This window comes from Psychrobacter sp. Pi2-52 (assembly GCF_904846705.1).
Taxonomy (GTDB): domain Bacteria; phylum Pseudomonadota; class Gammaproteobacteria; order Pseudomonadales; family Moraxellaceae; genus Psychrobacter.
Genome location: NZ_CAJHBS010000007.1, coordinates 92,039 through 114,753, shown reverse-complemented (window position 1 = coordinate 114,753; position 22,715 = coordinate 92,039). Strand labels below are relative to the sequence as shown.

The window sequence follows — 22,715 nt, the reverse complement described above, 5'->3', positions numbered from 1 at the left end:
CCCAAAAAATTATTCATATTTGTGTCTTTAAGACTTTCTTGTCTTTAAAACTTAAGAGATACCCATGCTAAAGAAGTTTGAGCTTTATTTAGAAAAAACCATATTTAATAGCCGCTGGATACTGGCACCTTTTTATCTAGGGTTGGTGTTAGGCATTATTTTATTATTTATTAAGTTTGTCCAAAAGCTATGGCACATGTTCGCTGACATTCTGACGGCCTCTGAAGCCAGTGTGATTGTAGATATATTGGTATTGGTTGATATCTCTCTAGTTGCCAGTTTATTGCTTATCATTATATTCAGTGGCTATGAAATTTTTGTCTCAAAAATCGATACTGGCACTCATGATGATCGTCCTAGCTGGATGGGCAAAGTAGACTTTTCTGGTCTAAAGCTAAAGGTTATCGGAGCAATCGTCGCTATCTCTGCGATTGATCTGCTAAAGTCCTTTATGGATATATCTAGCGGAATGAGTGAACTTGATGCTGACAAACTCATGTGGAAGGTTATTATTCATATGACCTTTGTATTGTCTGGCTTGTTATTCGCTATCATGGATAAAGTGGTTGGCGATACGAAAAAGCATTAAAAACATTAATAATCGAAAAATAATTATCCGAAAATATCAACTTTTACCCTTTCACAGTTATTCCATATTTCCTGCACATCTTCTCTTCATGCCCTCTCTATGATGTCTTTTAAAGCCACAGTCTGCTATCTCGGCAACTGTGGATTAAAGACACTTAGGAGGCGACAACATGCAAAAAACATTATTGACTAAGTTATCCATCATTGTAGGACTTTGTATCGTTTTTTCGATTGGTCTCACTATGATTGGCGATATCATATACGAGAGGCAGTACTACGCAGAGTCAGTGATAAAAGAAATCACCCAGCAGCATGTCAATCCACAAGAAGTCATTAATCCATTTATAGCTATTCCCACGACAGTCACACCGGCATGTCAGTCAAATGCATCTGATACACCAAATATAAAGGGCAAATGCGAACCGTCATACTCGAAGATTGAGACGATTTTTGCCTCTCAGACGCAGGCAGCACAGAACCTAAAAGTAAGTACTGATACTTATAAACGCGGTATCTATAGTGCTACTAGCTATGATGGTCAGCTGACATTCTATCAGAGTTATACGCTTGATGAGACTTTAGCAAATTTAGATCAGATTGGCACTACAATTGACGATGATGCAGATAAGACACAACTAGCCAAAACCATTACCCACTGGAATAAAGCAAAACTTATCATTCCCGTGTCTGACTTACGCGGTGTCGCTACCCTGCCTACTGTCACAATTAATCAAAAAACAATTGCAGCAAACTATCCGCAGATACCAATGATAGAGAACTTAAGCTATGTCGAAGCAGATATTCCTAAAGACGTATTGGAGCAATTAAAAAATCCTACTAGCCAGCAGAATAAAGATAGCTTGGCTACCACAGGCTCAATAAATAAAAATCTAGATAAATCAGAGGTGAGTAGCAAGTTATCTAATCCTAAAGACAATCAAGCGCTCAATATTGTGATCAACTTACCATTAGCTGGCATTAGTAATTTAACGACTGTCCCAACTGGGCAGAACTTTACTTTGTCTATGCACAGTGACTGGCAGACACCAAACTTCATCGGTAAAGCATTACCAAATACTAAGAGCATCACCGCTAAAGGATTTGATGCCAGTTGGCAAAATCAGTATCTAACCGTCGCCAACAATCAATACCTCTCTCAATGTCTCAGCGCACCTAACCAGCAATGTACAATCATAAGTGAATCAACGCTCAATACCGATAGCCAGTCTTACAACCCTGATTCGTTTGAGGCCTCAAGAGGTCTGACGACAGACAGTGCAGTAGTAGCTAGTAGTAATCAAAGTGTTCTGCTAAACAGCTTTGGCGTTAGTTTTGCGAGCCCTAATGATGTCTATCTACAAACTGAAAGAGCCATGAAGTACGCCTTGCTATTAATTTTGGTATCTTTTGGCACTTTCTTTTTATTTGAAGTGCTCAAATCAAGTCGTATCCACCCTATTCAGTATCTGCTCGTCGGCTGCGCACTATTTGTCTTTTATGTCTTATTACTACCACTTGCAGAACAAATCGCATTTTGGCAAGCCTATATGGTAGCGGCCAGTGCTTGTGTTGGGCTTATTGGCTGGTATAGCTATTATGTATTTGGCGGTTTAAAACGGGCAGTAATCTTTACCGCGACACTTGCTGGGCTATATGCTGCGTTTTTCGGTATTTTAAGTACAGAAGATCTCAATCTATTACTGGGTGCGATATTCTGCTTTGTGATACTTGCCTGCGTGATGGTGATGACTCGCAAACTTGACTGGTATAAAGTGACATAAATGATGAGAGCCATGCGCTGTATAAAGCAAGTCAGACAAACTGTCAGTAAATGAGAGGTTTTTATCTGATAATTTGAAAAAAATTGGCTGCCTTAGCTTATTAACTGAGCTAAGGCAGCCAAGTGCTTATATTATTTGACTATATGATTGTTTAAAGCTTTGGCCCAGTTATTACAATTATCCGCGCAGCGTGGGCAACACTGATTGGGGTCAGAGATTTCGTCAACATAACCGCAATACATACAAGCATAATAGATACCTGGCTCTACTTGCTCGACAGGTCGATATTGCTTAGGGAAAAGCGGCATACCGTAGTCTGTCTTTTCAGACGTATGTAATAGGATACTAAAGTTACCATCTGTCTCGAGCAAACCAACACGAACTTGCCCTAAATGCTCAACGCCCTGCTGACGCATTTCAGCAAAAAACTCATCATGTGACATCTCCCCTTTTTTGATTTTATCAAGTACTAGCATGCCATCCTCTACAATATAAAGTGACTTGCCTTCTAACAGGTCTTCAAAAGGCTGAAATTTCATCATTGCCCAAGTACAGAGCCTATAGAGCAAAATGACGGTACCCATGATTAATACTGCTTGAATGATGGGCAGGTCTTCGGTGAACATGGGATCACCTGCAATAGAGCCTAACGATAAAATGATGGTTAACTCAAAAATAGAGAGCTGACGGACACCGCGCTTACCAGTGAATCGCAAAAATGTGATAATCAATACAAACATGACAGTGACACGTATTAAGATTTCAACGGCAAACAACCAAGTTGTGTCATGAATAAAAATACTTGCCCAATCCATACTATCGTTTCCTATTTATTTATCTGATTTATTGTGTTTAATGAATGTTGTTCTAAAGATTCATTTGATGCAAAGCACATCATCCCTATTTTTAGACCTTATCGTCAATACAACTATCGTTATTCTGATTTAAAAGAGACTTTTTGCCATAAGTACGACAAAATATCCTGTCTTGTGAAACGGCTATCGAATAGATTAATCAGTTATAAATCTATTATCTTTGCTAAGAATAAACGTTCGTTATAACAGCGTATCTTAAGACCTAAAACTAAAATCCTATGTTTGCCTGTTTTGTGCCATTTATTCATTGTAGGAATTACTTTTGAAAGCCACGATTTATACTATTATTGCGTTAATCGCCTTTGCTGCAAATTCTCTGTTTTGCCGAATGGCATTGGCGGAAGGCTACATCGATGCTTGGAGCTTTACCATCATCAGGCTAGTTAGTGCGACGGCCTGTCTAGGCATTATCATGGCTATACATGCTCACAGACTGCGACGCCAAACGTCTAATCATGACGAATCTACTGTCCACGCTATATTAAATGACAAAGGCAGTTGGTTAAGTAGTCTCAGCTTGGTGATTTATGCGCTGTGCTTTTCAATTGCGTATGTAGAGCTGGATACTGGCACTGGGGCATTGATTTTGTTTTCAGCGGTTCAGCTGACGATGATTGGCTGGGGTATCTATAAAAAAGAACAGCTCAGCGCGCTACAATGGTTAGCGTTTGTCGTTGCAGTGGCGGGGTTTGTATATCTGATGTTGCCATCCGCTGCCATACCGTCACCATTGGCTGCAGCGTTAATGGCTATGAGCGGCATAGCTTGGGGAGTATATAGTATACGCGGCAAATCATGTGTCTCACCGCTGCGAGCGACAGGGTTTAATTTTGTGCGTAGTTTAGTCGCTGTGCCTATACTACTACTGGTAGGTATGACGTATCTAGATGACTTAGTTTTGAAAAATATCAATTTGGATGGTATTACCATTGAAGGTGTACTACTCGCCTGTGCATCCGGAGCGATCGCCTCAGGGTTGGGCTATAGTATCTGGTATACAGCGATGCCACTATTGAAAAACACACAAGCCGCTATCGTTCAGCTATGTGTACCTGTGATTGCTGCGTTGCTAGGTGTGATATTTTTATCTGAGCAGTTAACTATGCCCTTTATTATCGCAAGTACGGTCATTTTGGGCGCGGTCTTGGTGTTTACCTTAAATAAAAAAGTACCGGTATAAAATAATGCTATTAACAACCTATCATTAGCTAAACTGCTCAGAAAAAGTTCCAGCTTATGATTCTACCAGACAACATAAAACGCCCCGACTCTTATAAATCGGGGCGTTTTATATTCGAGTTATTATTTTAATATTGCTAGTCTACGGTCAACAGTCGTTGAACAATAGCATTTAAGCAACAGTAACTTCTAGACGAGTATCGACATTGCCACGAGTAGCATTAGAATACGGGCACACCTGATGCGTGGCTTCTATCAGCTGCTGCGCCTGCGCTTCATCAATACCTGATACTTCTACAGACAACTCTATCTCTAGGTTGTAGCTACCGTCAGCTTTCATACCGATACCCACTTGCGCAGAAGTTTTTGAAGCGGTAACAGGCAATTTCATGTGCTGTGCTGTCATGCTCAAAGCGCTATCAAAACAAGCCGCGTAACCCATGGCAAAAAGCTGTTCTGGATTCACGCCTTCTTTGTCTTGCTCTTGAAAAGATACCAAGTCAAATCCTAAAGAACCATCGTCTAATCCAGTATGGCCAGAACGTCCACCAGTAGCGGTTGCACGCGTTTTATAAAATATTTTCATGAGTAATTATTCCTTGTTTCATATTATTAGAGGTCGTACTTACGCTGTTGCGATGAGATTATTATAGAATCCTCTGCATTTATACGTTAGAACAAACCTCTATAACTCTTGCCTAATCCTACAAATATTTATACTATCAGGCAACTCTATAAAATAAGCACTCGTGATGAATCAAACGACTATTGACCAACTTTTAGCAGTACTACCTAGAAATAAAACCATCGAGTCCGCTGTTTCAGGCTTGTTCTTTTACTGCGCGGACAAACCAAGCAAAGCCGTAAGCTATATTCAAGAGCCAAGTATTTGTATTGTATTGCAGGGAGAACGCGAGATTTATTTGGGTGCTGACTGTCAAAGGTTTGACAATAGTAACTTGATGTTCTGTCCAGTTAATATACCGCTAAGTATGCATATCAAGCACGCTTCGATAAAGAACCCTGTCATTGTTTTATCAATGAAATTAGATTTAGCCATGATTAGAGATGTGTTAGCGCAGATACCGACCACACAACCAGTAGCAGGCAATCATTTAGGGATAAAGTGGCACCTAGATGACACCATAATGGACGCGTTTGAGCGATTGATACGCTTGCTTGATTATCCAAACGATATTGATTTTCTGTCTTCTCTAATTCAACAAGAAATATACTATCGCCTACTCTTGGCTGAGCAAGGCAACAAACTTAAACAATTGGTCGTTAGCGGTAGCCATACACGCCGCATTGCCCAAGCGACTGACTGGATAAAGGCACATCTAGATGAACCTATCATGGTTGAGAGCTTGGCTAGTAGATGCGGCATGAGTGTCTCTGGGTTTCATCAGCACTTTAAAGAAATAACCCAGCTGAGTCCACTACAGTATCAGAAAAACTTACGTTTAATGGAAGCTAGGCGCTTAATTAAGATGCATGGAGCGCAAATATCACAAATAGCGATGCAAGTAGGCTACGAAAGCCCTAGCCAGTTTAGCCGAGAATATAAGCGGTTTTTTGGTCTGAGCCCGAGTAACGAGTTGTAGTTATAATCTTATTTTTTAATAAAAAAATTTTTTTGCTTAGGCTATTTACTATTATATTTACGAAAGCATTCCTTAAAAAATATCATTTTTAAGTTGAATGATTTATGGAGTATTTTAAATAAATAGAAAAATTGGTTGACGTGACTATATATTCGTATTATAACATATTGTGTATATTTAAAATAATGAATGTATAGGAGCAGCTTTACTCTGCGTACGATCGATGTAAAGCGATCAATAGAAAGCTTAGGGAGGAGATAACATGATTCGTTTAAGCTACACTCTAAAATGCTGGGCACTTGGCATCACGTTTTTTACAGTGTTCTACTTTATGGTAGTCATGAGTGACCCTGGCTTTAGCAAGTACATTTACATGTTGGCTTTTAGCACTTTGCTATTCCCTATTGCTAAGCGTGCCGTCGATGTTATGACCGATTTTTTCGCACCAGATATTGAGCTGTTCAATGGATTGTTACCATCACTTTTAATCAATATTGTGATTTGGATGTTTACTCCATTTATCGTCGCATTAACTGTGATTGCTTATGTACTTTATAGCATGGGTGTACTGACAGAAAAGATTAGCCATTAAGTACCAATCATTAAGTATCAGTTATCAAGTACCATTCATTAGATACCAGTCACTAATTATCAGACATTAAGCCCCAATAGCTCATAGAGAAGGTAGTTTGCAAACTATCTTCTCTAACTATGTATATAGCTACTAAAACGACTAATACATTTAACTTACAACGGCTAGTTGCTGGCTTTTTTGCCAACAAACTGTACTACAGCGCTAAGCCCTTGATGCCGTTTTCCTTCTGATACCATACGCAACTTTTCTACACCAATCACTTCGTTCAGCCCTACAAGCTCATTTTGAAAGTTCTCTAAATCGCCAAAACGTTCCCTTTGACTGGCTGGTGGTCCACCGACTGCCTCTGTTTCAAGCTGTCGTTCTGTATAAGCTTCGACGATAAATACTCCCTCTGGCTTGAGAGCGGTGCCAACTTGTGCATGTACACATTGACGTACCGTTTTAGGAACGTGTGCCCAGATAGAAACTATGGCGTCCCATTTATCCTGACCAAATTTGTAATCTGCTAAATCAGCTACTTGGGTGGTAATAGCTACGCCTCTATCTTTGGCCAACTTGTTCGCTTTGTTTAACCCTACTTCGGACATATCCATCGCAGTCACCTTGAAGCCTTGCTCAGCTAAAAATACTGCATTCCTACCCTCGCCCTCTGCTAGACAAAGTACGTGTCCACCTACAGGTATCTGCTCAAATGTCTCTCTCAAAAAATCATTAGGTTCAGTGCCAAATGCGAACTCTGTACCGCTATAGCGTTCATCCCACATTTTAATTGTCCTTTTATTTGAGATTGATATCTAATTTAGTAGGTAACATATGGCATTTAGAACGCTTAGTTATAGAGCCCGTATCTTAAGATCAATGTGTGCTCTATAACATGACGTACCATACAAAACTAAAATTTAGCCTAACTCACCTTGTCCCACATTTTGCTTAGACGCTTGGGCGATACTGCCATACGAGTTTTCATAGGCTGGGCAAACAGTTGAATACGGTATTCCTCCACCATCCAGCGATACTCACTGATGGCTTCTTTGTCCGCACGTCCTGCTAGCCGTTCCATATGCAAGTCAAGAGCATAAACACCATCGAGGTCGGCGTCGAGATTGTGCTCCAGACGCTCTAGCCGAATCTGTAACGCTTCAAGATAGCGTGGGTACTGTTGCCAATGGCTGTAATCCATCCGATAAACAAAATCAGCCAAATGTAAATCTTCTAACTGATCTTCGATATCATCGATAGACTCACCAAATATTTCACGATCTAGCATCAGCAACCCTTGGCGAATACGTTGCCAACGAGTGTAGACATTCTTAAGCGTTTTGATAACGCTTTGACCAGTTAATAAAAAGTTATTCACTACCACTTCGAGAGTCTGGGCATACTCTTCAGAGGTAAACGGTAGCTCTTCGCTCAATCCGACTGCAATATCATCGGCGCTTTCTGGTAAATTTTCAGCATGATCAAATAAGACGTAGTGCTCTTCGAGAGCCGCGTCTAACGCAGCATCTATAACGATCGTTTTGAGTTTATCCATGTCGCCAAGTGGCGCAAATGCCATTTTAAATATACTGTCGATTTGGCTCGTTAACTGCTTTTTCTTTGCACCAAGTTTTCCTTTGATTAAAGTCAGCACCCCGATGCGATGTGCTTGAAGTGCTGCATTGACATCAGTGTATTGATGAATCGATACAGCTTCTCCCGCTTCATCAGCGACAAGCGCTGCAAACTGTTTCATCACCACACCTGCGCTATGATGATTTTTGCTAAAAGCAAAATGCTCAGGGAACTCAGTATGCACGCCTTGCTGCTCATTTACCGCTTGACTGGTTTCAGATGCATGACGAATCTGTAGAGTTTGCAGGTCACGGCCTTTTTCGATGATACGGTTTTTCTCATCGACCACGCAGATTTGTGGCTGCAAATAGCGATCAATCGTAGATGGATTGAAGTTCTCTGGCGTCACCGACATAATGCCGCGACGATGCAATGCCTGACACAGCTGCTTCAGCAATCCTTGTCCACCCTTTGGCTGCAACTCATCAAACAAACTGTCTGCGGTATTGGGTATCGGTACAATTTGACGACGTATCTCTTTTGGTAGCGACTTGAGCAGCTGCAATACCAATTCATAGCGCCAACCGGGTACGCCCCACAGTAGCTCAATCGCATCGAGCTGCGGTAGTGCGGCAAGTGGCACACGTATGGTCACGCCATCATCATCGCTGGCTGGATCAAAGATATAACGGAGCGGCAGTTTTAAATCACCCAGCTTCCACACTTCTGGGAAATCCCCTGTGGTCGGCGCTTGGCTATTAAGTACATCTTCATCAGTAAAGAATAGATGCTTGGCATCATGTTTCTCCACTTCTGCACGCCAATCCTCAAACGCTTTACGACTGGCAACGTGCTCAGGGATTTTCTTATCATAGAACTGATAGAGCGTCTCTTCATCCACCAACAAATCACGGCGACGCAGCTTGTCTTCGATCCGCTCAACATGAGCAATCTTATCCATGTTATGTTGCAAAAATGGTGCATTGCGACCAAAGTTACCAGTTACCAAGCCATCACGGATAAATATCTCTCGTGATTCAACCAGATTGACTTGCTCATAGTTGGTCAGCTGTTTACTAATAATAATCAGTCCAAACAGACTAATCTGTGCGTAAGCTTTGACGCGTCCTGTTTTCTTGGACCAATGTGGTTCGAAGTAATGATATTTGAGCAAATCACCTGCCGCTGAGATAATCCATTCTGGTTCGATTTTGGCAACAGTACGCATAAAGACTTGTGAAGTCTCCACCATTTCAAACGCCATCACCCAAGGGGGTATCTGTTTAAACACCGTACTGGCTGGGAATATCTTGGCCTTTTGCTGACGCGCAGCCAAATACTCACCGCGGCTTTCAGTCTTATGCGCGATGATAGACAACAATCCTGTTAACAATGCTCTATGCAGATTGGCATATTTAACTGCTTTTAACTCTTCGTCTTCGATCGCAGTCGGATCATTGACAGCCACATTTTTATCAGCAGCTTTTGATTCATTGACATCCGTTAATTTCAGCTCAGTGACCATTTGTACCAATTGACGATGTGTCTGATGCCATTCACGTACACGCGGGAAGCTTAAATAGTTTTTCTTAGCAAACTGCTTACGCTGATTGCCAGACAATTTATTGCCGTCTTCATCTTTTTCAAACAGTGCCTTCCATAGACTCAGATAAAACAGAAAGTCAGAGTCGTCTTGACGGAAAACCGCATGCTTTTGATCCGCTTGCGTGCGTTTATTGGCAGGCCGCTCGCGTGGATCCTGTACAGCGAGCGCGGCCACAACGATCAGCATTTCACGAATACAATCAAAATCAGAACCAGCCACCAGCATACGTGCCAGCCTTGGGTCAATTGGCATACGTGCCATTTTCTGACCAGTTGCTGTCAAACGTAGATGGTCAAGCCCTTTTCTCGCTTTTGGCTTGTTGGCTTTGTCCTGAGCAGCGGTATCTTTCTTGGAAGTAATAGCGCCCAACTCATCTAGCAATTTATGACCATCAGTGACCAATCGGCTATCAGGCGGCTCAATGAACTCAAAGTCATCCACACTACCCAGACGTAGGTTGGCCATTTGCAAGATTACTGACGCTAGATTGGTGCGTAAAATCTCAGGCTCAGTAAATTCAGGGCGACCACTAAAATCTTCTTCACTATAAAGACGAATACAAACACCTGGAGCGACACGGCCACAGCGACCTTTACGCTGATTAGCCGCTGCTTGGGAAATTGCTTCAATCGGTAAACGCTGTACGCGCGAGCGATACGAGTAACGCGAAATCCGCGCGAAACCCAAGTCGATCACATAGCGAATACCCGGCACAGTCAATGCAGTCTCAGCAACGTTGGTCGCGATAACAATACGGCGACCTCGACCCGATGGCTGAAAGATACGCTGCTGCTCTTCGTAAGTCTGCCGTGCAAATAGTGGCAGCACTTCGGTATGGCGCGGGCCATGACGCTCAAGCACCTCTTGCGTTTCACGAATCTCTGCTTCAGTCGCAGCAAATATCAAAATATCAGCTTGATCGGCGTGACCTTTACTCTGCGCATCGCTAAAGCACTCTTCAACAGCAGCAACCACAGCACGCGGTAGGTTCTCCTCAAAATCATCGTAGCTGTCATCTTCTGAGCTGTTTACTGGCTCATCTGTCAAAGGACGATAACGGACTTCTACTGGAAAACTACGCCCTTCTACATTAAAAATAGGTGCAGGAACTTGCCGTTTTAGCTTGCTATCATAACGGCTAAAGTACTCACTAAAGCGCTTGGTATCAAGGGTCGCCGAAGTAATAATAACTTTTAAATCTGGGCGCTTGGGCAGCATCTTTTTGAGATAACCCATAATAAAATCAATGTTTAAACTACGCTCATGCGCCTCATCAATAATAATCGTATCGTACTTACTCAAAAACCGATCATGACCCAACTCAGCGAGCAGAATACCATCCGTCATGAGCTTTACAATAGATTGCGCTGTCCCTTGCTCATTAAAGCGAATCTTAAAACTGACCGTATTACCTAATGGCTCACCCAGCTCTTCTGCGATACGGTTTGCCACACTACGAGCGGCCAATCGTCTTGGCTGTGTATGCCCTATCTGCCCTGTAATACCGCGCCCTGCTAGCATTGCAAGCTTAGGCAACTGCGTCGTTTTACCAGAACCCGTCTCACCAGCAACGATAATAACTTGATTATCGATAATCGCTTGTACTAAGTCTTCTGCGCGTTGGCTAACAGGCAAATCCAGATTTAGTTTGGCAGGTAAATCACTTGGAATACTATCGATACGTGCCTGCACAGCTTCTTGAGAACGCGTTTTTATTTTCTCGTACTGAGCACGTTTCTTGGCGAGTACATCATCTAGATTGTTCTTTTGTTCAGAACCCTGATTAGATTTTTTATTCTTAGACACGGCAGCACGTGCCAGCTCTCGCTCAAGACGGCTTAAGTAATAGCTGTCTTTAGCAAGAACTGATAAATCCGCCAGTGGTACTGCTGGCTTCTTAGTATCTTGAGTTTCATTTACAGTAGATGTATCTGAATTGCTGTTTTTAGGAATATTGGGCTTAGAAGTATTGGGCATATTTGCTTAGGCTATTTATTATGTAGAAGTGGTTAGATTATGGGGCTAATTGGGGTATGATTCAAGTTAGTCGAGTCCTGATTGCTCTTGTATCAATAATGCTGAAACTATCACACATTACAGAACGTATCCGAACTTAAGCTATCCATTAAGTTCATTTAATCAGGCGTGTATTGGGTTACTTTTATAAAATTTAGATAAACCTATTATAGCGCTAATTTCTCTAAATTCTTGATGCTTAGATAGCCGACGTACTCTTTGTCTTCTTTAGCATTCAGCTCATCTGTATCACTAATAGGCTCAATCGAAAGCTGAACATTGGAGATAAGATCGTTTACGTTATATATATCATCTATATCTACTGCAAACTTATCATCAATATGAGAAGCTGCATTAAAAGGTGACGTTTCATCTTTAAAAGTAAACTGCTTATAAAAATCACTTTTTTTTGCTTGTTTGATGGCGTCAGCTTGGTTAGGTGCAACGATGAGTAGCTTATAATGGAATTCTTCAAAACTGTCCTGCTGATAGCCACCTAGATTGATAAAGAATAACCTTAAGTCAGCAGCAGCCTTTACTTGCTCACTTGGTTCAATTAACTTGATGGCATAACTACCCACTTTGGCAATCGCTCGATACGAATCAATATGCCATTTATTTTTTACCTCAGGCCAATGTTCATTGATATCTCCTATCAAGTCACTCACTTGATAGGCTGCGCCAAAAAAAATATCGTGTTGCTCAATCAGACGGCCTTTAGGACGGCCGCCCAATTGAACCATATATAGTGTTAGCATTTTACGTAATCTCTATTAAATAAAAACCCATAGTTAATCTAAAGGTAATGCTGTCATTGCTAGGATAGAACGTTTTTAAGTACTGTCATACTGGAATCACTCTACCCGTCTTCAATGCAAATGCCCAGTCTTCACGTCCGTTTCTTAGAGCCCTATTTGCTGCTGCTTCATGGTCATAAGCAACCTTGACATGTTCAGTTTGCCAATGTTTACCTTGTTGAGTCTCTATACACTTAATAAGAGCATAATTAGCATGAGGCGAATACGTTTGCATCTTATGAGTAATAGGTAAATCATCTTCGTAAGCTGGATAGCCAACGCTACCACTATTCACAATAGTTTGTCCTGACGACAGTACTACTGTTCGCGGGATGTGTGTATGACCACATAAGATAACATCATTATCAATACCATCAAGTAACGCCAATATAGTCGCATCATTACGCACTATTGGTTGACCCGTTTCGATATCCTCTAGTAAATATATCATGTCATCGGTCGGCGAACCGTGGCAGAGGTATACATCCTCACTTACATGAAAATCAAATGGTAAAGACCGCATCCATTCAATCGCTTTTTTAGAGAGATCTTTGATAATAAAACCCATGGTTGGATTATTAGCAATTTCTGCCGTAGTGGCTTCATAAATCTGCCTATCCTGATTGCCTCTAATGGTAATAATATCATCTCGATTTGCCATTAATAGCTCATAGGTAGCATGAGGTGCTATTGGCCCGTATAAAATATCACCAAGATTGACAATCTGATCAACATCTCGATATCTTATATCGGCAAGCACAGCTTCAAGGGCGTAGACATTACTATGAATATCTGAAATCGCAGCGATGGTTGTTATCTGTTTCTTTTCTAAGTTATCCATTTCCTGACTCACTAATTAAAAACTGCTTTACAACGTCAACGGTTGCTAACGGATCTTCTTCATGTGGTACATGACCCAAGTTATCAAATATCTTAAGCTGACTATTACGTATGTCTCTATGAAATAACGCGGCGTTTTCTACAGGAATGAGGTCATCTTTTGCACCCCATAAGATTAAGGTCGGTATATCCAACTGCTTTATTTGCGCTTGATCGTTTTCATCGTCAGTCTCATTTAAGCGACGACTTAATGCTTGCCGGTTGCCTTGGCGCAAGGTCAATTCATAGTATCTGTTAATCAGCTCCTCATCGACTTTGCTGTCATCGGCATACACGCTTAAAACGCTTTTCTCAACAACACTTCTGGGTAGGATGCGATTTAAAATTGGTGACATCGCTGGATATTTAGCAAGTTTAAAACCAATAGGAATATGTTTGGGGGTTGCTGGATAACCAACTGAGTCTACCAATATCAATCGATTGACACGCTCAGGATACAAAGCTGCAGTACGCCACGCTACCTTGCCTCCCAATGAATTACCAGCTAGCGTGACACGGTCCAGCTTCAAATGATTAAGTACTTCAATGACAAACGCCGCATAATTTTCGCTGCTATATTGTGTGCTCTCGTCCACATAAGGACCTGTCAAACCGAACCCTGGTAAATCCATGCTCACGACACAGTATTGATCAGACAGCGCCTTGGTCCAGCCCTCCCATGTATGCAAACTTGCCGATGTACCATGCAATAAAACGATTGTTTCGGGTCGGTTTTTTTCGGCTGCATCGCCACGGTGTGTATGACAATTAGCTGACTGCACTACATGCGCCTGCATACCTTGTATGTCTATAAATTCGCTGTTGGGTAGTTGCCATTGTTTTAACTCAGCGATGGTACGATCAGGTGCCCAATATTTTGCTATAAATGCCATTAACACGGCAATTGCGCCTAGTAATATCAGAACAGTTGCTTTTAATAAGTACTGTGTCATGTGATCAAATCCATTTAATAAGATGACGTTAATAATAAACATTCTATACCGTTATCTCATACGATAAGCCATAAAAAACCCCAACGTTCAATTTGTCTTGAACATTGGGGTTCTTAGCATTTGTACATATGACTGTGTCTACATGAGTTATTTAACTACAGTAAGAAAAAGTATGCCCAACACCCAACGATGATAGTAGAGATAATATTAAGGATGACACCTGTACGTATCATCTCTGTTTGCTTGATCAAACCTGTACCAAACACAATAGCATTCGGCGGCGTAGCAACTGGTAGCATAAAGGCACAAGACGCACCGATACCAATAATAAGTACTAAGACCTCACTCGGTATACCCATATGCTCGGCAATTGCCACAAACACAGGTACTAAGAGCGCTGCTGAAGCCGTATTTGATGCAAACTCTGTCAAGAAAATAATAAAGGCTGAGATTGCAAGCATCACCACCAATAGTGGCGCTGTTTGTAAGCCATTAGCAACCGTCTCGCCTAACACTAATGACGCACCTGATACTTTTAGGATATTTGATAGCGCAATACCGCCACCAAATAACATGAGCACGCCCCAATCCGTGTTGTCTGATACCTGTTTCCAAGAAACTAGACCCAAGCTCACGACCGCCACTGCTGCAAGCAACGCGACAACGGCATCTGTATCTTCGATACCAACTGCAGCCCCAATTTGTTTAGACAACATCCAGCTAGCTGCCGTGACAATGAAAACAGTAATTGTTAATAGGCGGGTTTTGGTCCAAGGAATGATTTCATCTTGCTCTAGCTGCATAGTACGGTTTAGGTTCGGCTTTAGATACAAATACATCGCACCCAACAGTACTGGTAATAGTATCAGCATCATTGGGATACCAAACTTCATCCAATCAACAAATGCGATATCCAATGCTTTTGCAGCAATGGCATTTGGTGGCGAGCCGACAATCGTGCCCAAACCACCCAAACTTGCTGAATAAGCAATACCAAGCAGTACAAACACAAAAGTACCGCGATCTTCTTTACTATCAACTTGCGTTAAAATACCGAGTGCCAATGGGAGCATCATTGCCGTTGTCGCTGTATTCGATATCCACATGGACAAGAATGCCGTCACACCAAATATCAAAAATACTGCTGTACTGAGCTTGCCGCCCGACAACGATAGAATTTTTAGCGCAATCTTTCTATCAAGCTTTTGTACATGTAACGCGGCCGCCAAGGCAAAACCACCAAAGAAGAGATAAATAATGGGACTAGCAAAGCTTTGCAGACCGACTTCAGCATTAAAATCAGGAATGCCAATTAATGTCCCAACCACAACCACCAAGATCGCAGTGATAGTGACGTGTATCGCCTCAGTGAGCCATAGCACGCCGATAAAAAACAGCATTGCTAGCCCTTTGTTAGCACTGACCTCAAATGGCAATACACTATAAATAATAAAACTAATGATTGCCGCAATGGCGACCACGATCAATCCTTTTCCCGTTCCCTTTGGGAATGTATCCGTAAATAAATACTCGTTACCATCATCAGGAATATGGCTATCCAGCTTTTTCTCTGACATAAATTATCCTTATCGCATCCAAAGTGAGTATGAAGTCAAAATTATTGCAACACACACTTATTATAAGACATCATGATATTCATATAGCGAACATTACGCGCGAAAATATCATATCAGAATAACTTATATATGAATACATTTTGATTAATTTTGTTTTTTTAGGATATCTGTTTGATTCGTTAATGATAATCACCTCTCGACTTTGTGAGATTTTTCAATAGTAGCTCTCTCACTACTTTGTTCTCACTGCTTTGAATGGACGCCTTGGTTGATAAAAATTACATAAAGCATTCAAACATTCATCATTTGGGGCTATACAAGTAAAAACCGATACCACATAATTTTAGGGTTAGATAGATAATCATCAATAAAAACAAGAGGAATGACACTATGACAGATGCAAATAAAACCGATGCAACCACAAAAATGGCGCCAAAAGACATCAATCAAGATAGTCTGGCCAAAGAAGATCAACAGCGTACTGACGACTCAGCGCTAGATATGATGCAAGGTATGCATGAGCATGAAGATCATCAAGAAGAAGGCGCAAAATAAAAGATGGCAGAACGGCAGATAAAGCCAGTTATCTAGTATTAACAGCAAAAATAAGAAGCGCTTGTCATGATGATGAGCGCTTTTTTAGTTTTGTTTCTCTCACCTCTGGCAGATGATCTGAGACATAGTTATATATAAATGCTGCTGTTAGAACGATTGCGATGGGTACAAGCAGCGCATCATAGCTAACTTTGGCAAACAAAAAAGCCCCCACTGTACTGCCACCGCAGAAGCAATACCAAATAATGGCTTGAAAGCCCAATGTCGGCTTACTAATGGAGCGACCCGCAAGCCAGTTACCGATTGCTGCACCCATATCGGATGTCAGTCCTGTCAAATGAGTTGTGCGAATAACTGCTCCACTATAAGTGGCTACCATCGCGTTTTGTAATCCGCAGGCCATCGCTGCTGCCAATTGTCCGAGATAGTCATGCTGCTGATATAACCAGTAGGCAGCTATTAGTAATGCTGCTTCAAAATATAGCGCACGCCCGTAACGACGGCCTAGTGTTAAGGATGTCTGCCCAATGACAAAACCACTCAATATCGCTCCTGCCAAAAAAGACAGCAAAAGCGCTCCGATATACAAAATACTGTGGGCGTCTGAATAAGCGATAGCTGCTGCAAACAAGCTGACATTACCGGTGACATGCGAGACTGATAAATTGGCAAATCCCATCAATGCGGTTGTATTCACGCAGCCGGCGCTAAATGCCAATACTGCCCCACCCCACAATATCCACTTTGGTAACTTGGTTATCATATTTGTCACCTAAAGGTCTACTGCCAAAAAGACTCATAGTATAACGAGAAAAGGCAGCCAATTGGCTGCCTTTTCAATTTCAATAGCTGAGTGAATCATTGGTAATGACCATCAACGCAAAAAATACTTAAATGATTATTGCGCTGGCTCATCCAGCATCATCAACTGCTCACTAATAGCGACGGTATTAAAACCTGCATCAACAAACATGATCTCACCCGTGATACCAGATGCCCACGGAGATAATAGGAATAGTGCTGCGTTACCTACTTCCATCTGATTGACATTACGTTGTAGTGGTGCGATTTTTTCGCTGATATCGAGCATTTTGCGGAATGATTTGATGCCACTAGCAGCTAGCGTGCGAATTGGACCTGCTGAGATCGCATTGACACGGATACCTTCGCCGCCCATAGAAGTCGCTAAGTAGCGCACGCTGGCTTCAAGACTGGCTTTTGCCATACCCATGACATTGTAGTTTGGCAATACTGAGATACTGCCTTCATAAGTTAATGTCAGCATAGAACCATGACGCATTGCAAGCAACTCACGAGCTGCTTTTGCCAATGCCACAAAGCTGTAGCTAGAAATATCATGTGCTATGTGGCTGCCTTCACGCGTGGTAGCATTGACAAAGTCACCATCGAGCTGATCCATTGGGGCAAAACCAATGGCGTGTACCACACCATCAATACCATCACCCCAATGCGCGGTTACTTGCTCAAAACAAGCAGCAATCGACTCATCAGAGGCGACATCACACTCTAGCACCAAATCCGCTTCGAACTGTTCGGCAGCCATGTCCACACGCTTTTTGATTTTATCATTCGGATAAGTCAGTATCAGTGAGGCGCCTTCGCGGTGTAGCGCTTCTGCAATAGCCCAAGCGATAGAGAGTTTACTTGCGATGCCAGTTACGACAAATCGTTGTCCTTGCAGTAGCATAAGATTTCCTTTTGAATCAATCGAGATGATTTAGAATAAGAATTTATTTAGAGTAATTAGAAGATTGAGACTACTAAATAGTACAAATGAAAAGATGAGTTATTATACACGAATTAATTTAAGTAAACAGTCGTAAACTGTATTTGGTTCTTGTTATTGGACTGACTAATACAAACAGCTAATAGAATAGAAATACCTAACAACGACTTATTGCTTGAAGTAGTATCGACAATGAGAGTTTTTCGCTAGTTACTAGAATACATTTTAGCATCAACACTTCAAGATAAAATACTCAGACTATAGTAGTTTGCTTATTTCATGAAAAAATCGCACTTCGAATATTAACACTATAATCGTTCAGACTGAGTACCAAGCACCCCTTTATTGATTAAAGACTCAACTGCTAGCTACAGCAGTATGAAGTTCAGCAGATTTCGAGTATAATCACAGCCCTTCCCAGCTTGCACAATTTTTATAAGAGTCCTCACATGATAGGATTCAACGTTAAGCTACACCCACATTTTGGATGGCTGCCAAACTTATGAGTAACACCCCCATCATAACCCCAGATTATAAAGAAAGTACCGAATCTTATCGCCAACTGATTGCTTCAACTGGCGAAGACTTAGATCGTCCGGGTTTGCTAGATACGCCTGTACGTGCTGCAAAGGCCTTTGCCCATCTGACCCAAGGCTATCATCAAAGTATAGATGAAGTGGTCAATGATGCTGTGTTTCCATCAGCCAATCGCGAGCTAGTACTGGTACAGAACATTGAGTTTTATTCATTGTGTGAGCATCATATGCTACCGTTCCATGGTGTCGCTCATATCGGCTACTTACCTGACGGCCAAGTACTGGGACTGTCAAAATTTGCCCGTATCGTTGATATGTTTGCTCGTCGCTTGCAAATACAAGAAAACCTAAGTGAGCAGATTGCGCAGACCATTATGGATGTTACTGGCTGCCGCGGCGTCGCAGTCGTCATGGATGCATCGCATATGTGTATGATGATGCGCGGTGTTAGCAAACAACATTCAACCACGCGTAGTACCGCGATGCTTGGTGAATATCAACACAACAATCAAGCCCGTAATGAATTTTTGGGTGCGGTACCTAAACGTCAGCCAGCGTTTTAATTGGCTATTAATTGATTAGGCTGTTGTGAATAACAACCAAATAAAAAGGACGCATCATATGCGTCCTTTTTATTTGGCCCAGCGATAAAAAAATAGTACTAACCAACTGGTTTTACATCATCTATCCAATCACCATAACCAGCAGCTTCCATCTGCGCCAGTGGAATAAAGCGGAGCGCTGCTGAATTCATGCAATAGCGCTTACCTGTCGGTGCTGGACCGTCATCAAATACATGGCCCACGTGTGAGTCCGCGTAACGGCTACGAATTTCAGTACGGGTTCCAAATATTCCTCGATCTGGCTTTTCAACCACTAAGCTCGTATCCAATGGGCGAGTAAAGCTCGGCCAGCCCGTACTAGATTTATATTTATCACGCGAAGAATATAGTGGCTCACCAGATACGACGTCTACATATAATCCAGGCTCTTTGTTATCCCAGTACTCATTATCGAAAGCGCGCTCAGTACCTTCTTTTTGTGTGACTTTGTACTGAATATCATTAAGGGATTTCTTTAGCGCATCTTGTGAAGGCTTCACGAATGTTTCTGGGTTAAAACCTTTGCTTACTTTGCTATCTGATGTGTTATTTGACGTCACTTGCTGTGTGCTATCTGCTTCGGGCGTAAACTTACTAAAATCAAGCTCATAGTTTTTACCATAGACACTCTCGATAAATTGATAGCGACCAGAATTGAAGGTATAAGCTTTATAGCGTATCGGGTTCTTTTTGTAGTAATCTTGATGATACTCTTCAGCAGGATAAAAAGTGCTAGCAGGAACAATCTCAATCACTACTGGCTTGTCATATACACCAGAGGCTTGCAGTGATTGCTTGGCCGCTTCTGCAATTTGCTTTTCTTGCGCATTATTATAAAAAATTGCTGGACGATACTGTGTACCGCGATCAACATACTGTCCTTGATCGTCAGTGGGGTCAGCGATTCTCCATAACGCCTGTACTATGCCATTGTAAGTAATCTTCTTAGGGTCATAATACACCTGCGCTGCCTCGGTATGCCCAGTACCACCTGCTGACACCTGCTTGTAGGTTGGGTTTTCAGCGGTGCCACCCGTATAGCCAGACACTACTTCTACCACGCCCGGGATTTTTTCATAACCTGCTTCAACACACCAAAAACACCCACCCGCTACCGTGGCTACTGCCAATCCTGGTGTAGTCGGTGCATATGGGTTAGCGGCAGTTGTGTTCTTTACAGTAGAGCTGTTTTCAGTTGATGCGCAGCCTGCGTAAATCGCACTACTCGCTATGATAACTAGCCCTATAATTCTAGATGGTAATATGCGGTTCATGAAAATCTCCTAAGCGTAATGTCCTTTAAATATCCTAACGCTTTTGTATCACTGAAACATTCCTATACTGTTATATATTTACAGTTTATTAAGATATTTTTTATCAACTGAGTTTAGAGCGTGTCCTCAATTCAATCGATAGTCATCTAAATGGGTTAAAAATGGCTAAATCTTGCCAAACGGTGTCAAATAGCTGACTAATATCTCGATATTAGTCAGCTATTTTCCTTGTTTGACTGCAATTTATCTCATTTTTATCACCATTTTTAAAATGAAGACACGCCCTAATCACAAGATAAATTAAACGGTTGTTTGATAACGATTATATATTTTAGTATGAGTTAACTATAGAAATAAGACGAAAGCTTTGTTATCTCAATGCATTAAAAAAGCCCATTCTTAAAAAAGTAATGGGCTTTTATTTATCGTAAGGTTATCAATGTAAGCATAGGATTATGAAGATTTTTAGCTATCTTTGTCAGCACGTTCGTCACTTGCCTGCTTAATCTTCGTTAGAATTTCTTTGATTTCAGCTGCTGATAGATAGGTTGGCACAGCATAGGTGTCACTGACTTCTTTTGCAGCTGCCTTTGCAATATCATTAAAGTCGCTGGTTTGCATACCATTGACAGTCGGATCAATATTTAGATCTGCAATCAAGTCTCTAACTTGCGTGATAAGGTGATCTGCTATCTCACTATCGCCATTGGCTGCTTGACCATCCTGTACCATACCGGTTCTTTTCGCCAATGCAGCCAGTCTTTTTTTGCTCGCTTTGCGATTGACGTCGAGCACATAAGGCAACACGATGGCATTAGCACGGCCATGCGGAATACTATAGTAAGCGCCTAACTGATGCGCAATAGCATGCACATAACCTAGACCTGCTTTGTTAAAGGCGATCCCGCCGTAATGAGCGGCGATACCCATCTCTTCTCTTGCTTTTAGATTGCCACCGTCTTTATAAGCTAGTGGTAGGTAATGCATAACAGATTTTACGGCAGAGGCTGCATAGTAATCTGTCTCTACGCTGGCATTGGCACTCATCCATGCTTCTAGTGCATGGGTCAATACATCAATACCAGTATCTGCTGTAATATGGGCTGGCATGCCTTTCATGATAACTGGATCAATCGCTGCGGCTAGCGGTACCATTCTTGGATCGATAGACAGTGCTTTCTGATGCGTTTTATCATCCGATACTACTGCGCCAAGTGTCGCTTCTGAACCCGTGCCAGCCGTCGTTGGTACGCAGTATAGCGGAGTCGCAGGCTTTCTTGCTTTAAGAATACCGATCAGCTGTTTGGGCTTGCATTTGTTTCCTTGAGACATGGCTATCATTTTGGCCGCATCGATCACTGAGCCGCCACCAATAGCTACGATAGAGTCACAATTGGCTTCTATAGACTGACGTAGCCCTTCTTCAACTACCTTAAAAGTAGGATCTGGCGTAATGCCGTCATAGATGTGATAACTGATATTTTTCGCATCTAGATAATCGGTAACTTTTGCTGGTATGCCCAGTTTGTTGAGCACTGCATCCGTGACAATAAACACATTGGTATTGCCTTCATTGATAAGCATATCGCACAGCTCATCACATGCAGTCTCACCGACAAAGAGCATCGGTCTTCTGATAGGTATCACATAAGATACCGCTTTTAATACCTTTGCCCGAGTCTTAGCGACAGCCAAATAACCAGCATGCTGCAAGCTGTTGTTCTTTACCAATTTAGTAATACTGTTTTGTGTTTTCATGAGCACAAAAATCCTTTTTAATGATGGTTTTAACTGCAATAAAGACCGTTAAAGACCGTTTTTGCCAGCCAGTTAAATATTACTAATCTACGAGCGCCAGAATGTATAAAGATACGCATCACAGCATTATAAAATGGGCAGCTCTCTAAAATTATTGTACCACTGCTTTTTTCAATATGTCGCTATTATTATGAACTGTGATGTGTCAATTTTATACTAGGTCGCTTAATTTAGTC

At 41.7% G+C, this 22,715-nt stretch carries 19 protein-coding genes; 7 read left to right on the top strand and 12 right to left on the bottom strand.

Annotated features, from left to right (window positions below; all coding sequences use genetic code 11):
- Positions 1–64: 64 nt before the first annotated feature.
- Positions 65–589 carry a TIGR00645 family protein gene (locus JMY00_RS06065; RefSeq protein ID WP_102093027.1) on the top strand — a complete coding sequence of 175 codons (525 nt, stop codon included), beginning with the start codon at positions 65–67 and terminating at the stop codon, positions 587–589.
- Between the two features lie 169 nt (positions 590–758).
- Positions 759–2,369 (top strand): cell envelope integrity protein CreD, encoded by a 1,611-nt coding sequence (gene creD / locus JMY00_RS06060; RefSeq protein ID WP_201579483.1) that lies wholly within the window; start codon positions 759–761, stop codon positions 2,367–2,369.
- A 131-nt stretch (positions 2,370–2,500) separates the two neighbouring features.
- Here the strand turns inward: creD and JMY00_RS06055 are convergent, their stop codons facing one another.
- The gene (locus JMY00_RS06055) at positions 2,501–3,184 is read right to left on the bottom strand and encodes a YetF domain-containing protein (RefSeq protein WP_201579482.1); all 684 of its coding nucleotides are present in this window, start codon (positions 3,182–3,184) and stop codon (positions 2,501–2,503) included.
- A gap of 322 nt (positions 3,185–3,506) precedes the next feature.
- Between JMY00_RS06055 and JMY00_RS06050 the strand changes: the two genes are divergently transcribed.
- Complete coding sequence (locus JMY00_RS06050) at positions 3,507–4,424, top strand: EamA family transporter (protein WP_201579481.1); 918 nt, start codon at positions 3,507–3,509, stop codon at positions 4,422–4,424.
- Positions 4,425–4,595: 171 nt separating this feature from the next.
- Here JMY00_RS06050 and JMY00_RS06045 read toward each other — a convergent pair whose 3' ends face one another.
- Positions 4,596–5,009: an organic hydroperoxide resistance protein gene (locus tag JMY00_RS06045; protein WP_101204365.1), complete on the bottom strand. Its 414-nt coding sequence runs from the start codon at positions 5,007–5,009 to the stop codon at positions 4,596–4,598.
- Between the two features lie 166 nt (positions 5,010–5,175).
- Between JMY00_RS06045 and JMY00_RS06040 the strand changes: the two genes are divergently transcribed.
- Positions 5,176–6,027 carry an AraC family transcriptional regulator gene (locus JMY00_RS06040; RefSeq protein ID WP_201579480.1) on the top strand — a complete coding sequence of 284 codons (852 nt, stop codon included), beginning with the start codon at positions 5,176–5,178 and terminating at the stop codon, positions 6,025–6,027.
- 262 nt (positions 6,028–6,289) lie between these two features.
- Positions 6,290–6,619, top strand: a complete 330-nt coding sequence (locus JMY00_RS06035) for a hypothetical protein (RefSeq protein WP_201579479.1) — start codon at positions 6,290–6,292, stop codon at positions 6,617–6,619.
- A 164-nt stretch (positions 6,620–6,783) separates the two neighbouring features.
- Here JMY00_RS06035 and JMY00_RS06030 read toward each other — a convergent pair whose 3' ends face one another.
- The 6 genes from JMY00_RS06030 to JMY00_RS06005 all read right to left on the bottom strand — a co-directional run bounded on the left by JMY00_RS06030 (position 6,784) and on the right by JMY00_RS06005 (position 16,007).
- The gene (locus tag JMY00_RS06030; RefSeq protein ID WP_201579478.1) at positions 6,784–7,389 is read right to left on the bottom strand and encodes a class I SAM-dependent methyltransferase; all 606 of its coding nucleotides are present in this window, start codon (positions 7,387–7,389) and stop codon (positions 6,784–6,786) included.
- Positions 7,390–7,529: 140 nt separating this feature from the next.
- Complete coding sequence (gene hrpA / locus JMY00_RS06025; protein ID WP_240990669.1) at positions 7,530–11,762, bottom strand: ATP-dependent RNA helicase HrpA; 4,233 nt, start codon at positions 11,760–11,762, stop codon at positions 7,530–7,532.
- 206 nt (positions 11,763–11,968) lie between these two features.
- A complete protein-coding gene (locus tag JMY00_RS06020) occupies positions 11,969–12,559 on the bottom strand; it encodes a DUF1543 domain-containing protein (RefSeq protein ID WP_201579477.1) in 591 nt (196 codons plus the stop codon).
- An 85-nt stretch (positions 12,560–12,644) separates the two neighbouring features.
- A complete protein-coding gene (locus tag JMY00_RS06015) occupies positions 12,645–13,439 on the bottom strand; it encodes a metallophosphoesterase family protein (protein WP_201579476.1) in 795 nt (264 codons plus the stop codon).
- Positions 13,432–14,430: an alpha/beta hydrolase gene (locus JMY00_RS06010; RefSeq protein WP_201579475.1), complete on the bottom strand. Its 999-nt coding sequence runs from the start codon at positions 14,428–14,430 to the stop codon at positions 13,432–13,434. Before JMY00_RS06010 ends, JMY00_RS06015 begins: the two co-directional genes overlap by 8 nt.
- A gap of 155 nt (positions 14,431–14,585) precedes the next feature.
- Positions 14,586–16,007, bottom strand: coding sequence for a DASS family sodium-coupled anion symporter (locus JMY00_RS06005; protein ID WP_165596973.1), 1,422 nt, complete (start codon positions 16,005–16,007; stop codon positions 14,586–14,588).
- Positions 16,008–16,397: 390 nt separating this feature from the next.
- Between JMY00_RS06005 and JMY00_RS06000 the strand changes: the two genes are divergently transcribed.
- Complete coding sequence (locus JMY00_RS06000) at positions 16,398–16,562, top strand: hypothetical protein (RefSeq protein ID WP_167669405.1); 165 nt, start codon at positions 16,398–16,400, stop codon at positions 16,560–16,562.
- Positions 16,563–16,626: 64 nt separating this feature from the next.
- Here the strand turns inward: JMY00_RS06000 and JMY00_RS05995 are convergent, their stop codons facing one another.
- Both JMY00_RS05995 and JMY00_RS05990 read right to left on the bottom strand, forming a co-directional pair.
- Positions 16,627–17,325 carry a YoaK family protein gene (locus tag JMY00_RS05995; RefSeq protein WP_165596972.1) on the bottom strand — a complete coding sequence of 233 codons (699 nt, stop codon included), beginning with the start codon at positions 17,323–17,325 and terminating at the stop codon, positions 16,627–16,629.
- 135 nt (positions 17,326–17,460) lie between these two features.
- Positions 17,461–18,270, bottom strand: a complete 810-nt coding sequence (locus JMY00_RS05990; RefSeq protein ID WP_165596971.1) for an enoyl-ACP reductase — start codon at positions 18,268–18,270, stop codon at positions 17,461–17,463.
- 541 nt (positions 18,271–18,811) lie between these two features.
- Between JMY00_RS05990 and folE the strand changes: the two genes are divergently transcribed.
- Positions 18,812–19,408, top strand: coding sequence for a GTP cyclohydrolase I FolE (folE, locus tag JMY00_RS05985; RefSeq protein WP_185156591.1), 597 nt, complete (start codon positions 18,812–18,814; stop codon positions 19,406–19,408).
- A gap of 98 nt (positions 19,409–19,506) precedes the next feature.
- Here the strand turns inward: folE and msrB are convergent, their stop codons facing one another.
- Together msrB and JMY00_RS05975 are read right to left on the bottom strand one after the other, a co-directional pair.
- Complete coding sequence (gene msrB / locus JMY00_RS05980; RefSeq protein ID WP_201579474.1) at positions 19,507–20,721, bottom strand: peptide-methionine (R)-S-oxide reductase MsrB; 1,215 nt, start codon at positions 20,719–20,721, stop codon at positions 19,507–19,509.
- 465 nt (positions 20,722–21,186) lie between these two features.
- Positions 21,187–22,479 (bottom strand): iron-containing alcohol dehydrogenase, encoded by a 1,293-nt coding sequence (locus tag JMY00_RS05975; protein ID WP_201579473.1) that lies wholly within the window; start codon positions 22,477–22,479, stop codon positions 21,187–21,189.
- Between the last annotated feature and the right edge of the window lie 236 nt (positions 22,480–22,715).

What these genes read in the sequence shown, in the direction of transcription:
- JMY00_RS06065 (WP_102093027.1), top strand. Translation starts at nt 65, where the DNA reads ATGCTAAAGAAGTTTGAGCTTTATTTAGAAAAAACCATATTTAATAGC.
- creD (WP_201579483.1), top strand. Translation starts at nt 759, where the DNA reads ATGCAAAAAACATTATTGACTAAGTTATCCATCATTGTAGGACTTTGT.
- JMY00_RS06055 (WP_201579482.1), bottom strand. Translation starts at nt 3,184, where the DNA reads ATGGATTGGGCAAGTATTTTTATTCATGACACAACTTGGTTGTTTGCC.
- JMY00_RS06045 (WP_101204365.1), bottom strand. Translation starts at nt 5,009, where the DNA reads ATGAAAATATTTTATAAAACGCGTGCAACCGCTACTGGTGGACGTTCT.
- JMY00_RS06040 (WP_201579480.1), top strand. Translation starts at nt 5,176, where the DNA reads ATGAATCAAACGACTATTGACCAACTTTTAGCAGTACTACCTAGAAAT.
- JMY00_RS06035 (WP_201579479.1), top strand. Translation starts at nt 6,290, where the DNA reads ATGATTCGTTTAAGCTACACTCTAAAATGCTGGGCACTTGGCATCACG.
- JMY00_RS06030 (WP_201579478.1), bottom strand. Translation starts at nt 7,389, where the DNA reads ATGTGGGATGAACGCTATAGCGGTACAGAGTTCGCATTTGGCACTGAA.
- hrpA (WP_240990669.1), bottom strand. Translation starts at nt 11,762, where the DNA reads ATGCCCAATACTTCTAAGCCCAATATTCCTAAAAACAGCAATTCAGAT.
- JMY00_RS06020 (WP_201579477.1), bottom strand. Translation starts at nt 12,559, where the DNA reads ATGCTAACACTATATATGGTTCAATTGGGCGGCCGTCCTAAAGGCCGT.
- JMY00_RS06015 (WP_201579476.1), bottom strand. Translation starts at nt 13,439, where the DNA reads ATGGATAACTTAGAAAAGAAACAGATAACAACCATCGCTGCGATTTCA.
- JMY00_RS06010 (WP_201579475.1), bottom strand. Translation starts at nt 14,430, where the DNA reads ATGACACAGTACTTATTAAAAGCAACTGTTCTGATATTACTAGGCGCA.
- JMY00_RS06005 (WP_165596973.1), bottom strand. Translation starts at nt 16,007, where the DNA reads ATGTCAGAGAAAAAGCTGGATAGCCATATTCCTGATGATGGTAACGAG.
- JMY00_RS06000 (WP_167669405.1), top strand. Translation starts at nt 16,398, where the DNA reads ATGACAGATGCAAATAAAACCGATGCAACCACAAAAATGGCGCCAAAA.
- JMY00_RS05995 (WP_165596972.1), bottom strand. Translation starts at nt 17,325, where the DNA reads ATGATAACCAAGTTACCAAAGTGGATATTGTGGGGTGGGGCAGTATTG.
- JMY00_RS05990 (WP_165596971.1), bottom strand. Translation starts at nt 18,270, where the DNA reads ATGCTACTGCAAGGACAACGATTTGTCGTAACTGGCATCGCAAGTAAA.
- folE (WP_185156591.1), top strand. Translation starts at nt 18,812, where the DNA reads ATGAGTAACACCCCCATCATAACCCCAGATTATAAAGAAAGTACCGAA.
- msrB (WP_201579474.1), bottom strand. Translation starts at nt 20,721, where the DNA reads ATGAACCGCATATTACCATCTAGAATTATAGGGCTAGTTATCATAGCG.
- JMY00_RS05975 (WP_201579473.1), bottom strand. Translation starts at nt 22,479, where the DNA reads ATGAAAACACAAAACAGTATTACTAAATTGGTAAAGAACAACAGCTTG.